The organism is Sphingomonas sp. RS6, from assembly GCF_054489705.1.
The window spans coordinates 101,011-115,185 of sequence record NZ_JBTMWM010000002.1; the positions used below are offsets into that span (position 1 = coordinate 101,011).

Genomic DNA, 14,175 nt, shown 5'->3' on the forward strand with positions numbered 1-14,175 from the left:
ATGATCCCGGGGCGGGCGCGATCAGCGGCCCGCCCCATGTTCCCGCATCGGGCGTACCTATGCACGAAATCAAGAACGTCGTGATCGTCGGTGGCGGCACCGCAGGCTGGCTGACCGCCGGCGTGATTGCCGCCCGCCACCAGGGCCGCCGCGGGCAGGGGTTCACGGTCACCCTCGTCGAATCTGCCGACGTGCCGATCATCGGCGTGGGCGAAGGCACCTGGCCGACGCTGCGGACGACGCTGCGAAAGATCGGCGTGTCGGAGACCGAGTTCTTCCGGCAATGCGATGCAGCCTTCAAGCAGGGTGCGCGCTTCAACCGCTGGACCACCGGTGCCGCCGATGACGGCTATTATCACCCGCTGATGCTGCCCCAGGGCTTTGCCCACACCAACATGGTGCCGCACTGGCTGGCGGCCGAAGACGGCGAAAGCTTCTGCGACGCGGTGACGCCGCAAGGCCGGATTTGCGATGCCGGGCTGGCGCCGAAGACGATGGCCACGGCCGAATATGACGGCCTGGCAAACTATGCCTATCATCTCGACGCCGGAAAATTCTCGTCCTTCCTGCAACGCCATTGCTGCGACGTGCTTGGCGTGCGGCATGTGCTGGCCGATGTCACCGACGTCCGCCTGACGGAAACCGGCGACATCGATCGGCTGGAGACGAAACAGGACATCACGATCGATGGCGATCTGTTCGTCGACTGCACCGGCTTTGCGGCACTGCTGATCGGCAAGGCGCTGGGCGTCGGCTTCCGCGAATGCGGCGACGTGCTGTTCTGCGACACGGCACTGGCGATGCAGGTGCCCTATGACCGCCCCGACGATCCGATCGCCAGCCACACCATCTCCACCGCGCAAGCGGCCGGCTGGATCTGGGACATCGGGCTGCCCACGCGTCGCGGCGTCGGCCATGTCTTTTCGAGCAGCCACATCAGTGCGGACGAGGCGGAACGGGCGCTGCGCGACTATGTCGGCCCGGCCGCGCGCGACCTTTCGGTCCGCCGCCTTGCGATCCGATCGGGCCATCGCAAAACCTTCTGGAAGAATAATTGCGTCGCGGTGGGGCTTGCGGCCGGCTTTCTCGAGCCGCTGGAAGCCTCGGCGATCGTCCTGATCGAATTGTCAGCCAAGATCATCGCCGAGCAACTGCCCGCCTGTCGCGAGGTGATGAATACCGTGGCCCGACGCTATAACGAGACGACCCATTATCGGTGGGGTCGGATCATCGATTTCCTCAAGTTGCATTATTCGCTGACCAAGCGCACCGATACCGACTTCTGGCGCGACAACCAGCGCGCCGAAACGATCCCCGATCGACTGCGCGAACTCATGTCGCTTTGGGAATATCATGCGCCCTGGCTGCACGACGAGTTCGACCGCGCCGAGGAAGTCTTTCCCTCCGCCAGCTATCAATATGTGCTCTACGGCATGGGTCATCGCACGATGGTCGCGCCCGGCACGCTGGAGGCCGAGGCCAGCCAGGCGGCACGCCTTCGCCTTGAAAACCGGGCCTATACCGATCGCCTGCTTCGGGGCCTGCCCACGCATCGCTCGTTGATCGAAAGGATCGTCCAACATGGTCTCCAGCCAATCTGAACCGCGCTTGCAACGGGTGCTTAGGCGATCGTTCGGCACCGGGCTGTTGCTGGCGGGGCTGGCCGGGGCGACGGGCGCCGCGGCGCAGCCGCGGCTCGATGGCGTGTTCGGCGATCATGCGGTGCTCCAGCGCGGCCAGCCCATCACGCTGTCCGGCAATGCCCAGCCGGGCGAGCCCGTGATGATCAGCCTGGCGGGCCACAGCGTCAGCGTGACGGCAGATCGCGACGGGCGGTTCGCGGCGGCGCTGCCCGCGCTGCCGGCGGGCGGCCCCTTCACACTGACGCTCGCGGCGCCCAGCGGCGCGACGGTCCTGAGCGACATCCTGATCGGCGACGTGTTTCTGTGCTCGGGCCAGAGCAACATGGAGATGAAGGTCCGCGAGGCACAGAGCCTGTTTCCCGAGGCGCACGCGCCCGCCGACAAAAGGCTTCGGCTGCTGACGATCGACAAGAAGACTGCCGTCAGCCCCGCCCGCCGGTTCGACGACGTCCCCGCCTGGCAGATCGCCGGCCCGGACAGTTCGTCGTCCTTTTCGGCCGCCTGCCTCTACATGGTCCAGTCGCTGCGTCGCACATCCGACGTGCCGGTGGGGGCGATCCATTCGAGCTGGGGCGGATCGCGGATCAGCGCCTGGATGAGCGATGCGGCCCTGCGCGAGGCAGGGATGGCCGACCAGGCCGATCTGCTTGCGCTCTATGACCGCGATCCGGCCGCGGCGAACCGCCGCGCCTCGACGATCTGGGAGGCGTGGTGGCGCGCCGGCAGCGGTGATGCACAGGGCAAGGCGCCGTGGGAGCCCGATGCCGCGCTCGAGTGGCGCCCGGTGCCCGCCTTCACCAATTTCGAAAGCTGGGGCGTTCCCGAACTGGCCGATTACAACGGCATGCTCTGGTATCAGCGCAGCCTCGATCTCACCGAGGCCCAGGCGAAGGGCGCCGCCACGCTGTCGCTGGGCATGATCGACGATGCGGATCGCACCTGGGTGAATGGGGTCGGCGTCGGCGGCACGAGCCTTGCCGGAACGCCGCGCGTCTATGTCCTGCCCGCCGGCACGCTGAGGCCGGGCCGCAACGTCATCACCGTCAACGACGACGATGTCTATGCGTTCGGCGGGATGATGGGCCCGGTGGAGGCGATGCGGCTGACGCTCGCCGACGGCACCAGCATCCCGCTGGGCACCGACTGGCGCTATGCCATCGCCAAACGCATTCCGGGCGCCGCGCCGCGCGTCCCGTGGGACGATATCAACGGCGCCGGCACACTGTTCAACGCGATGATCGCGCCGCTCGCGCCCCTCCGGCTGGCCGGGATCGCCTGGTATCAGGGCGAATCCGACACCGGCATCCCCGGCTATGACCGGCGGCTCCGCGCGATGATCGCCGACTGGCGCGCGCGCTTCGGCAGCCCGGCAACGGCGTTCGTCATCGCCCAGCTCGCCAATTATGGCGCGCCCGCCATCGCCCCGGCCGAAAGCGGCTGGGCGAATGTCCGCAATGCCCAGCGCCGGGTCGCTGCGACCGATCCGCATGTCGGGATGGCGGTGACGCTCGACATCGGCGACGCGACGGACATTCATCCGGGCGAGAAGCGGCTCGTTGGCCAGCGGCTTGCCAAGGCGATGCGCGCCGCGCTTGCCGGCGATCCCGACGGCCGGGCGGGGCCTGCGATCGCCTCTGCCGAACGCGATGGCGCGAACGTGGTGCTACGCTTCAAAGGGGTGACGGGGGCGCTGCACGCAATGAGTTCGGATCGGGCGATCGGGTTCGAGCTGTGCGACGCCGCACCGGGCAGCTGTCGCTACGCCGCCGCGCGACCGATGGGATCCAGCGTGGTGATCACCGGCGACGGCCACCCGGCCACGCGCGTCCGCTACGCTTGGGCCGATGCGCCCGCCACCAACCTGGCGGACGACGCACGCATGCCGGTCGGCACGTTCGAGATCGCGATTCGCTGAGGGGCGGACATCACCTCATCCTCGAGACGCGGCACGGGCCGGATGGCGCGGCCGCCTCGCCCGTTACTTGACCGAGGCGAGGGCGACGCGCGCCTTAAGGCTTTCGTTATTCCGGCAGCACCTCCACGGCGGAGACGATCGCCTTGCCCGCGGTTGGCACGAAGCGGAGGTCGAGCATATCGCCGGTGACCGAAACCAGCGCTTCCCGCCGGAGTTCGACGGCGGTGCCGCCTGCCGCACCGGCAATGTCGAGCGACTGGACGATCGGACGGCCGTTCGCGAGAACGTCGAAGACCCGAGCACCCATTTGCAAAGTCGGTTCAACGAACGTCAGTCGCACGCGATAGCGGCCCGGCCGGAGCGGGATGTGGTAGGCGAAGATGCCCTCGCGGAACGTAGCGGCGACGCCGGGATCCTGGCTGTTCGCGATCAGCGTCGGGACGAACGGTTTGCCATAGTCCGCCGGCTTGTTGAGCGTGCCCGCCGACCCGCCTTCAAAGAAATCGTCGGAGCCGAAGCGCCGGGTGGCCGGCGCCGCGACGATGGCGCCGGCGTCGATGCGCACGGATGCGGCCGCATCGTCGGAAAGCGTCCAGGTCACCTTGTCTTCGACTGTGCCCGCCGGGACCACGCCCCGCGCCACCACATTGTTGGCACCGGGCGCGAGCACCACCTTTTCCCAGACGCAAACTCGATCGGGGCAATCGGTGCGGCGCCCAACCGTCTGCCCGTTGACGATCAAATCGGTCGAACGCGCATTGCTGTACACCCGCACATCGGTCACGCGGTAGGCGCGATCGGTATAGCGGCTGCCGTTCAGATGGACGGTCGGCGTCGTGGTCCAGTTTGCCTTGTAGAAATAATAGGCGTCCTTGCGGATCTTGCGGTCATAGGTGACCAGCCCCTTGGTGTTGATGTCCTGGGCGTCGCCCTCGGTACGAATCGTCGTGGCGAAATCGAAGCTGTTCCACAGCCAGGTCGCCCATAGATAGGGGCGGGCCTTCAGGGACTTCCACGCTTCTTCGTGAATGTAGCTGGCATATTCCTCCGGCTGGTTCATGCCGCGCGAGTCGATCGGCCCGCCAAGCACATTGTCGGTGTGAATCGTCGTCGCCGCGCCCGCGCCATATTCGGTGACGGACAGGGGCTGAAGCGGGCGCTTCGCATGCAGCGCGTCCAGTTGCGGCCCCAGATCGCCCGGAACCCCGAAATACCAGCCGAAATAGCGGTTCGCGCCGCCGAGATCGGCCGCCACCGCCGTCGTTGGAATTTCCACGCCGGGATCGAACAGTCGCCCCTCGCAGCAGGTGGCAAGTGCGGTCGGGCGGTCCGGATCCTCGGCGTGCGCCAGCGCCTGGAGATCATGCAGCAGCGGCATCGGATCGGGCGTCTTTCCATCCGGATAGCCGGTGAGGAACGCGGGGAAGGAATTGCCGAAATCCACCTCGTTGGCGATGCCCCAATTGATGACCGACGCATGATTGCCGTTCTGGCGAATCAGTTCGCGCAACTGCTGCCGGGCATTCTCGACGAGCGCCGCGCGCGGCTCGAGTTCGCCGCGCCGGGTCCAGGCGGATACCAGCGGAATCTCGTCCCAGACGAGCAGGCCATATCGATCGGCGAGATCGTGGATGGTCTGGCCATGCTGATAATGGGTGAGGCGAATCGTATTCGCCCCCATTTCCCGCATGATCGCAAGATCCTCGGCCACATCCTCGGGGGCGATGGCCCAGCCCTTGCCCTCACGATCCTGATGGTAGCCGACGCCGTGGAGCGCCAGATGCCGCCCGTTCAGGAACAGACCCTTGTCGGGATCGATGGCGATGGTTCGGATGCCGAACGGCTGGTTCAGCTGATCCAGCACGCGGCCGCGATCGTCCGCGACTTCGACCGACAGCGTATAGAGATAGGGATCTTCCACCCCCTGCCAAAGGTGCGGCGAGGGGATGTCCAGTTGAACCAGCGCTTCGCCCTTGGTGCCCGCGACCAGGGGCATGCGGCGCTGCGCACTGCCAGCGACGTGGCCTGCGGCATCGATCAGCCGTGCGGTCATCCGGACGGTAGCCAGCCGCCCGGAATCGTTGGCGATGCGGGTGCGCACCGCAACTTGCGCGCTATCGGTCGTGGCCGACTTTGTCGTCGCATAGACGCCGGACCCGCCCAGATCCGCCAGATCGATATGGACGGTGTTCGCCACGATCAGCCGAACCGGCCGATACAGGCCACCATGCACGAAGAAATCGCCCGTGAGCGGTAGCACGTCAGCGGTTGCGCCGCCTTCCGCCGGTGGGCTGTTGTCGACCCGGACCACCAGCAGATTGTCATCACCAGGCCTCACGGCATCGCTGACGTCGATGCGGAAACGCGAGAAGGGGCCAGCATGATCGCCGACCTTCCGGCCATTGAGCCAGACGCTGGCGACGCGGCTGGCGGCATCGAATTCAAGCCACACGCGCTTGCCCGGCGACGCCGGCGCCCGGAAATGGAGGCGATACCAGCCGCGCCCCTGCGTCTTGTTGACGGTTTCGGCACGGTTGAGGTGCGCGGTCGGATTCGGCAGGTAATAGCCCACGCGGTTCCAGCTGTGCGGCACCTCAACCGCCGCCCAGGCGGAATCGTCGTAACGCTCGCCCGCAGCATCCTCCGGCAGGTCACCCAGATGGAATCGCCAGCCGTCGGTGAGGGGTGTCAACTGCCGCGCGTCTTTTGCCGTCAGCTGCGCAACGGCTGGTTGCGCGGCGATCGCAAACCATGCCGTGGTGGCGATCAACGCCGCGGTGCCGTGCCTCATATCCCTCTTCCTGTCCCGTTTATCTGCAATGGCGGATAGCATGTAAAAATTGGCATGACCACAATCCGCTTTGATAATCAAAGCGATTTCACGATGAATTTGGCCAAGTTAGCGCTAACAGCGCATTTCTGCCGTTTTGAACGGAGGCATGACAAGTTATCAGTTGACTTGTCATGCCAATATCCTGAAATGTCCTTACCAGATCGCCCGCAGCGACAGAATTTAGGGAGGATTATCGACATGCGCCTTGTTGCCATGCTGCTCGCCAGCACCGCCGCCCTCGTCGTGGCGCCCGCGCACGCCCAGTCGGGCACGATTGCGCCAGCCGCCACGACACAGGGGACCGAAAAGGCGAGTCCGCGGGCGCCGGCCGGTGACCAGCAGGGGACGGCTCAAGGCGCAGCCGAGGACTCGGACGCGCTCCAGGAAATCATCGTCACCGCGCAGAAGCGCGAGCAGAATCTTCAGGACGTGCCGGTTGCCGTCAGCGCGATCGGCGCTGACCAGCTCGAGGCGCGTGGGGTGACGACGGTGACCGATGTCGCCCGGGTGGCGCCCAGCCTGACAATCACCGAAAACACCAATGCCACGGGCAACAGCATCAATCTTCGCGGCATCGGCACCTTTTCGTTCAGCATCGGCATCGAGCCGAGCGTCGCGGTGGTTGTCGATGACGTCGCGTTGCTCCAGCAGGCACAGGCATTTTCCGGCCTCAATGACATCGCCCGGCTGGAGGTGCTACGCGGCCCCCAAGGCACGCTGTTCGGCAAGAATGCGTCCGCCGGCGTTATCAACATCGTAACGCAGGGGCCGACTGAAACGCTCAGCGGCTCGGTCGGCGCGGTCGCGACCACCGATTCGCAGCGCCGCATCGAAGGCTCGCTGTCGGGGCCGCTGGCGAAGAATGTCGGTTTCCGCCTGAACGCCTTTTATGATGATCGCGACGGCTATATCCGCAACCTCAATACCGGCAACAAGCTGAACGGCGAAGAGAGCTGGGGTGTTCGGGGGCGTGTGGATGTCGAAGCTACCGACAACCTAGCCGTCGTGCTGACCGGCACCTATAGCCGGGTCGACAGCGATGGGCTGGTGCGCACGTTCCGGAGCGTGAACCCGGGCGCGACCGTGTTCGGGGCGGCAGTGGCCGACTCGGTCGAGGGCATCACCCCTTCCGACCATAATTACCGCATCCGGCTGGACACCGAACCGAGCAACACCAGCAAGCAGGCGATGTTCACTGGCCGCGCGACGCTCGACTTGGGTGGGGCGAACCTGATTTCGATCACCGCCTATCAGGACTGGCGCTTCCGGTTCCGCGAAGATCTGGACACGCTGGGCACACCGACGCTGCTCAATACCGCCGACCCAGCCAGCATCCTGCCCAACGGATCGCGCGCCGATGCGTCGTTCCATGCCACCAACTTCACGCAGGAGTTGCGCCTGGTGTCGTCGGGCTGGCGCCGCCTCGATTATCTGTTCGCGCTCTTCTATGCGAACGGCGATACTGACCGTGACTACAGCCGCGGCCCGAATGCCGCGACCAGCTGGAAGGCCAGCGCGCAGACCGAGACATTCGCCGCCTTCACCCAGCTGACCTATAATTTCGCCAGCGGCACGCATCTCGATGCCGGCTTGCGATACAATCACGAAAAGATCGGTGCGACCTTCCTGAACACCACATCGGTCGCGACGCCGCCGGCCGACAATGCATCGTGCCTGGCCGAATGCGTCGGCCGCGCGACCGACGACCGCGTGACCTACAAGGTCGCGCTGCGGCAGGATCTGGCCGAGCATGTGATGGCCTATGCCTCCTTCGCCACCGGCTACAAGGGGCAGGGCTATGACATCAGCACCGGCTTCAGTCCCGCGCGTGCCGCCGACCCGGTGCGCCCGGAAACCAGCAAGGCCTATGAAATCGGCGTGAAGAGCCGTTTCCTCGACAACCGGGTGCAGCTGAACGTGACCGGCTTCTGGACCGACTTCAAGGATTTTCAGGCGCAGGGCGGTGTGACTCAGGCGGATGGCACGATCGTTCCCCAGCTGAGCAATGTCGGCAGGCTGCGCAGCCGCGGCGTCGAGGCCGAACTGTCCGCCCGGCCGACCCGGCAACTGCGCATCGATGCGTCCGCCGCCTATACCGACGCGACGATCCGCGATTTCCCCAATGCCCCCTGCTACACCAACCAGACGGTGGCCGAGGGCTGCGTGCCGGTGTCCGGCGGACGCAGCTTTCAGGATCTGTCGGGTGCGACGCTCGCCAATTCGCCCAAGTTCAAATACAATATCGCCGTCAATTACGACGTCGAACTGCCTTCTTTGCCATTCGACGGCTTCATTACGGCGGAATGGGCGCACCAGAGCAGCGTCAAGCTGGACCTGGCGGGCAGCCCGGTTTCCTATCAGGACGCCTATGGCGTGCTGAACGGCAGCATCGGCGTTGCCGGACGGGGTAGCGATAACTACCGCGTCGCCCTGTTCGTCAACAATCTGTTCGACCAGTCCTACGCCACGTCGCTCGGCTATACCGGCAGTTCCAATGCACAGGCGGTCGCGCAACTGCTGCCGCGAAACTCGCGCCGTTATGCGGGTATCCGCGCACGGTTCGGTTTCTGAGCCGGCGGGGATCAAGCACATGGCACGGCGCCTGACGGGCGCCGTGCCGGGCGCGGACGATCAATCCTCGCCGCGGTCGCCCTCATAGGCGTTGATGATTTCCCGCACGTCTTCCCGGTTTTCCTGCGACACCGGCTTGGGATCGGCGCTGCCGGTCGTCGCGCCTGCCAGGCAAAGCTCGGCATGGATCGGCAGGTGATCCGAGCCGACATTTTCCAGCACGTTGATCGATCGCACCTCGAATTCGGGCGTGACGAACAGCTGGTCGAGCGGCCAGCCGAGGATCGGTGCCCAGGCGGGAAATGGCGGATAGGTGCCGCGCCCGACGCGGGGATCGAGATAGCCGCCGATCCGCTTGAACAGCTGCGACGTATGCGACCAGGCGACATCGTTGAAATCGCCGATCGCGAGAACGGGCAACTGTTCGCGCGCGACCCGACGCGCGGCAACGGCGATTTCGGCATCGCGCGAATCGCTGTCGCGGCCGGGCACCGGCGGCCGCGGATGCAGCGCGATCACCCGGAACGGCGCCTTCGCGGTGAGCGCCGCATGCGCCGAGGGCGTATCCGGCCGCACGATGCTTTCGATGCGGCCGTCGCGCATCGCCAGCCGGGTGGCGAAGATCATGCCATAGCCGTTTTTGAGCGGCCTTTCGAGGCGATGGGGGTACCGACGAAGCACGTCCGACAGCGCATCGGCCTAGCCATGATCGGTTTCCATCAGCAGCAGGATGTCGGGCGAGACGCGATCGATCAGCCGCGCCGTTCGCTGATATTGGTGATTGGATCGCAGCACGTTGAGCGACATCACGGTGAAGCAGCGCCCTTCCGACGCGGCGCTTGCGTCGGCGAACGCGATCTCCAGGGCGGCGAGCGGCGTGTACGGAAAGATCCGATAGAGCTGCCACCCGCCCGCGACGGCGCATGCAAGGGCAACCCAGCGACCGAGCGACCGGTCTCGCCACAGCGCCAGTCCCGCGGCCAGGACGAGACCGCAAAGGATCTGTGCGCGCGGGAAATCCCACACCCTGATCCACCATTCGTTGGACTCGACGATGCTGAGGCCGCTCACCAGAACGAGCAGCCCCGCCAGAACCCTGATGCCGATCGTGACGATGTTGTTCATTCGGATCCATGAGCGTTCGGGCAGCGGACGCGGTTCAGCTGTCAAATGCCTGCCGTGGCTTAAGTTCCTTGCGCCCGAACAGGGCGGCCGCGCGACGACGCGGCAACCATCCGCCTCGCCCGTCGGTTCGCACGGCATGTCACATCGAGGAGACGCCCTGTGTTGAAGGCCATCGCGATCAACTGCACGCTCAAGCGGTCATCGGGCGAACCATCGTCGACCGATGCGATGATCGGACTGATCGCCTCCGAACTGGAAAAACATGGCGTGACGGTCGAGGAGACGATCCGCATCGCCGACCATGACGTCAAACCCGGCGTCCGGTCCGACGAAGGCGAGGGCGACGACTGGCCCGACATTCGTCCCCGCATCCTGGCCTGCGATATCCTGATATTCGGAACGCCGATCTGGCTCGGCCAGCCGTCGAGCGTGACGAAGCGGGTGCTCGAGCGGATGGACGCCTTTATCGGCGAGACCGACGAGTGCGGCCGGATGCCGAGCTTTTCGAAGGTCGCGATCGTCGGCGTGGTGGGCAATGAGGATGGCGCCCATGCGGTGAGCGCGGCGCTGTACCAGGGCCTGAACGATGCCGGCTGGACGATCCCGGCCTCCGCCGTTGCCTATTGGGTCGGCGAAGCGATGGGATCGACCGACTTCAAGGACCTGCCGAAGGTGCCCGATGCAGTCGCCAGCACGGCCGCGATGGTGGCCGCGAACGCCGCGCATCTCGCCGGGCTGCTCAAGGACCGGCCCTATCTCGGCCTGCCGGAGCAAGGCTGAACCGAGCGAGCGGCGGCCGGCGCGACCGATGCGGGCACGATCGACCTTTAAGCGGCGAGCCGGGCGCGCTACACGCCGGGGACGCCGGAACTTTTGCAGGACGCGGAAGCTGTAGCTCCACCGCGACGGGACGGGCGGGTTGGCGGGAGCGGGCGTGGACCGTAGCGACGAAGAGGCGGAGGCTGGACGGCGCACGCCGCGCGGGCTGCGCTGGCGCAGGCTGGCGGTCGCGCTGTTGGTGCTGCTGGCAGTGGTGGCGGCGACCGCCTGGCTGGGGCGGCGGACGATCGCGCGCGGCTTCGTTGATCGCGAGCTGGCGCGGCTGGGCGTGCCCGCGCGCTATAAGATCGAACAGCTTTCGCCGTGGCGCCAACGGCTTGCCAATGTTTCGATCGGCGATCCGCGCCACCCCGATCTGACCGCCGACTGGATCGAGCTTCGCACCGCGATCACCCCCTGGCGCGCGGATGTGCTGGTGGTGAAGGCGGGCACGGTGCGGATGAAGGGCCGGATCGTCGACGGCGCATTGTCGCTCGGCACGATCGACCGGCTGATGCCGGCGCCGTCGGGCAAGCCGTTCGTGCTGCCGCGGCTTACCGTCGAGGTGCGTGACGCGCGAATGCGGCTGGACACCGACAATGGCCGCATCGACCTTGCACTGAGCGGCAGCGGACTGCTGGCCGACGGCTTTGTCGGCGCGCTGAACGCGGCGGCCCCGCAACTGGCGGCCGCGGACTGTTCGATGGCCGGCATGGCCGCGACGGTCCAGTTGCGGATTCGCGACGGCGCACCCGACATCACCGGCCCGCTGAAGGCGGCGCGGCTGACGTGCCCGGACGCGCGGATCGAGCAGCCGCATATCGACGTCGATGCGGTGATCGCTCGCTCGCTCGACCGCTGGCAGGGGCGTGCGCGCCTTGCGACGGGTTTGGTCGAGACATCGTTCGGGCAGGTTCGGCAAGCGGGCGGCGACATCGACTTTGTCGGGGACCAATCGCGTACGGCAGGCAAGCTTGCGTTGCATGCGAGCGGGCTGACCACGCCGCAGGGCGCCGCCGCCGACGCAAGCGTCGATGGGCGCTATGTTATCGGCAAGACCCAAGGCTTTGAGGGCAAGGTGTCGGTAGCGGGTGCGCGCGTGGCGACGGCGCTGCTCGACGATCTTGTGCGCAAGGCCGCGCTCGCACGAGGAACGCCGGTCGGCCCGCTCGCGCCGCGACTGGCCGCTGCCGTGCGCGCGGCGGGCCGCGACGTGGACGGCGAGGCCGAGGTTGCGTTGGCGATGCAGGGCGACCGGACATCGCTCCGCCTGACACGCGGCCAGCTCACCGCCCGGTCGGGCGCAAGGCTAACGTTCGACGGCGGCGCAGGCGCCGGGCTGACATTGCCGTCGTTCGAGACCACACTCGACGGGCGAATCACGCTGGGCGGTGGCGGGCTGCCCGAACTTGCAATGGCGTTGCGCCGCCCGGCCGGCAGCAAGGCGCTGCGCGGCGAAGGATGGATGCGACCTTATGCTGCCGGGGGCGCCAGCCTGGGCCTGTTCGCTCTGGAATTTCGTTCGAACGGCGGGCAGGGCGAACTGACGACGGTGGCGACGCTGTCTGGTCCGGTGGGGACGGGCAGGGTCGATCGCCTGTCGATGCCGTTGCGGCTGCGCTGGGATGGCGGCGCGCTGGCGCTCAATCCCGGCTGCGAAACCGCCAGCTTCGCGCGCGTCGCCGTCGCCGGGCTCACCCTCGATCCGGCGCGCATCGCGCTGTGCCCGGTCGGCCCGGCGATGCTGGCATGGCGTGCCGACCGCCTGGCGGGCGGGATTCGCAGCGGGCGCGTCGCGCTGGACGGCCGCATCGGCGACGATCCGGTGCGCCTGGCGGCCGGCGGGGCGCGGCTCGATCTCGGCGCCGGCCGGTTCGGGATCAGCGACGCGGCGGTGCGGCTGGGCACCGAGGGCGCGACCCGGCTGGACATCGCCCGGCTCGACGGGCGGATCGACGCGGCGCCGGCGGGCAGCTTCGAGGGGCTGGGCGGGCAGATCGGCGCAGTGCCGCTGGTGCTTTCGGCGGGCAAGGGCATGTGGCGCTTCGGCGACGGCGCACTATCGCTGGCGGGCGGGTTCATTCTGACCGATGCGGCGGCTTCCCCCCGCTTCGAGCCGCTCGACGCGCAGCAGGCAATGCTGCGGCTGCGCGACGATCGGATCGAGGCCAGCGCAGCGCTGGTCGGCAGTAAGAAGCCGGTGGCGGTGGGCGAGGTGACGCTGGCGCACGACCTGGGCACCGGCACGGGCCATGCGGTGATCGACGTGCCCGGCGTGCGCTTTCGCGTCGGCGGCCTGCAACCCAACGACCTGACCGCGCTCACCTATGGCGTGATCGCCGATGTCGATGGCGAGGTGCGCGGCACCGGGCGGTTCGACTGGTCCGGCGAGGGGGTGACGAGCAGCGGCGCGTTCGAGGCGTCCAACGTCGCGCTGGCGGCGGCGTTCGGCCCGGTGCAGGGCCTCAATACCCGGATCGACTTTGCCGACCTGCTCAATCTCCGCAGCAAGTCGGGGCAAGTCGCCACGGTTGCGGAGATCAATCCGGGCGTGCCGGTGCGCGCCGGCGACGTCCGCTATCAGCTGCTCGACAGCCAGCGGGTGCGGGTGGAGGGCGCACGCTGGCCATTCGCGGGCGGCGAGCTGGTGCTCGACCCGACCACGCTCGATTTCAGCGAGGCGGGCGAACGGCGGCTGACCTTTCATGTGAAGGGCGTCGACGCGGCGCTGTTCCTGAAGGAGATGGCGTTCGACAATCTCGACGCGAGCGGGACGTTCGACGGCGTGTTGCCGATGATCTTCGACGAGAATGGCGGGCGGATCGAAGGCGGCGAGCTGCGCGCGCGGGCGGGCGGCCACATCGCCTATGTCGGCGAGGTATCGCAGCGCGATCTGGGGATGTGGGGCAACATGGCGTTCCAGGCGCTCAAGTCACTCGACTACAAGAATCTCGCGATCCGCATGAACGGGCCGCTGGCCGGCGAGATGATCACCGATATCCGCTTTTCGGGCCTGAGCCAGGGTGAGGGCGCCCGATCCAATTTCCTGATCCGGCGGCTGGCGAAGCTGCCCTTCGTGTTCAACGTGCGGATCAGCGCGCCGTTTCGCCAGCTGATCGACACGGTCCAGTCCTGGTACGACCCCAGCCGCCTCGTCGAGCGTAACCTGCCCGCGTTGATCGAGGCGCAGAAACGTGCAGAGGAGGCGGGGGAGGTCGTTCAGCCCCGCGAAAGCGCGCCCGTTCCATGAAAGGCAATAAGATGAGCTT

The 14,175-nt window shown here is 67.0% G+C and carries 8 protein-coding genes; 5 read left to right on the top strand and 3 right to left on the bottom strand.

Annotated elements, in window-relative coordinates; all coding sequences use genetic code 11:
* Positions 1-59: 59 nt before the first annotated feature.
* Positions 60-1,601 carry a tryptophan halogenase family protein gene (locus ACX40Y_RS05285; protein WP_459118505.1) on the top strand — a complete coding sequence of 514 codons (1,542 nt, stop codon included), beginning with the start codon at positions 60-62 and terminating at the stop codon, positions 1,599-1,601.
* 16 nt (positions 1,602-1,617) lie between these two features.
* Positions 1,618-3,558: a sialate O-acetylesterase gene (locus tag ACX40Y_RS05290; protein ID WP_459118868.1), complete on the top strand. Its 1,941-nt coding sequence runs from the start codon at positions 1,618-1,620 to the stop codon at positions 3,556-3,558.
* Positions 3,559-3,664: 106 nt separating this feature from the next.
* Here ACX40Y_RS05290 and ACX40Y_RS05295 read toward each other — a convergent pair whose 3' ends face one another.
* Positions 3,665-6,349 (bottom strand): glycoside hydrolase family 2 TIM barrel-domain containing protein, encoded by a 2,685-nt coding sequence (locus tag ACX40Y_RS05295; protein WP_459118506.1) that lies wholly within the window; start codon positions 6,347-6,349, stop codon positions 3,665-3,667.
* Positions 6,350-6,589: 240 nt separating this feature from the next.
* On the opposite strand from ACX40Y_RS05295, the gene ACX40Y_RS05300 reads away from it, so the two are divergent.
* A complete protein-coding gene (locus tag ACX40Y_RS05300; protein WP_459118507.1) occupies positions 6,590-8,962 on the top strand; it encodes a TonB-dependent receptor in 2,373 nt (790 codons plus the stop codon).
* A 60-nt stretch (positions 8,963-9,022) separates the two neighbouring features.
* Here the strand turns inward: ACX40Y_RS05300 and ACX40Y_RS05305 are convergent, their stop codons facing one another.
* Entirely contained in the window at positions 9,023-9,643 is a 621-nt protein-coding gene (locus ACX40Y_RS05305; protein WP_459118508.1) for an endonuclease/exonuclease/phosphatase family protein, read from the bottom strand.
* Positions 9,644-9,661: 18 nt separating this feature from the next.
* Complete coding sequence (locus ACX40Y_RS05310) at positions 9,662-10,087, bottom strand: hypothetical protein (protein ID WP_459118509.1); 426 nt, start codon at positions 10,085-10,087, stop codon at positions 9,662-9,664.
* A gap of 159 nt (positions 10,088-10,246) precedes the next feature.
* Here ACX40Y_RS05310 and ACX40Y_RS05315 point away from each other — a divergent pair, with 159 nt between their 5' ends.
* Together ACX40Y_RS05315 and ACX40Y_RS05320 are read left to right on the top strand one after the other, a co-directional pair.
* On the top strand, positions 10,247-10,867 hold the full coding sequence (locus ACX40Y_RS05315; RefSeq protein ID WP_459118510.1) for a flavodoxin family protein: 621 nt from the start codon (positions 10,247-10,249) through the stop codon (positions 10,865-10,867).
* Between the two features lie 154 nt (positions 10,868-11,021).
* A complete protein-coding gene (locus tag ACX40Y_RS05320) occupies positions 11,022-14,156 on the top strand; it encodes an intermembrane phospholipid transport protein YdbH family protein (RefSeq protein WP_459118511.1) in 3,135 nt (1,044 codons plus the stop codon).
* Positions 14,157-14,175 lie beyond the last annotated feature (19 nt).

Excerpts from the sequence above, each read along its gene's own strand:
- ACX40Y_RS05295 (WP_459118506.1), bottom strand. The coding sequence starts at position 6,349 with ATGAGGCACGGCACCGCGGCGTTGATCGCCACCACGGCATGGTTTGCG.
- ACX40Y_RS05310 (WP_459118509.1), bottom strand. The coding sequence starts at position 10,087 with ATGAACAACATCGTCACGATCGGCATCAGGGTTCTGGCGGGGCTGCTC.
- ACX40Y_RS05300 (WP_459118507.1), top strand. The coding sequence starts at position 6,590 with ATGCGCCTTGTTGCCATGCTGCTCGCCAGCACCGCCGCCCTCGTCGTG.
- ACX40Y_RS05285 (WP_459118505.1), top strand. The coding sequence starts at position 60 with ATGCACGAAATCAAGAACGTCGTGATCGTCGGTGGCGGCACCGCAGGC.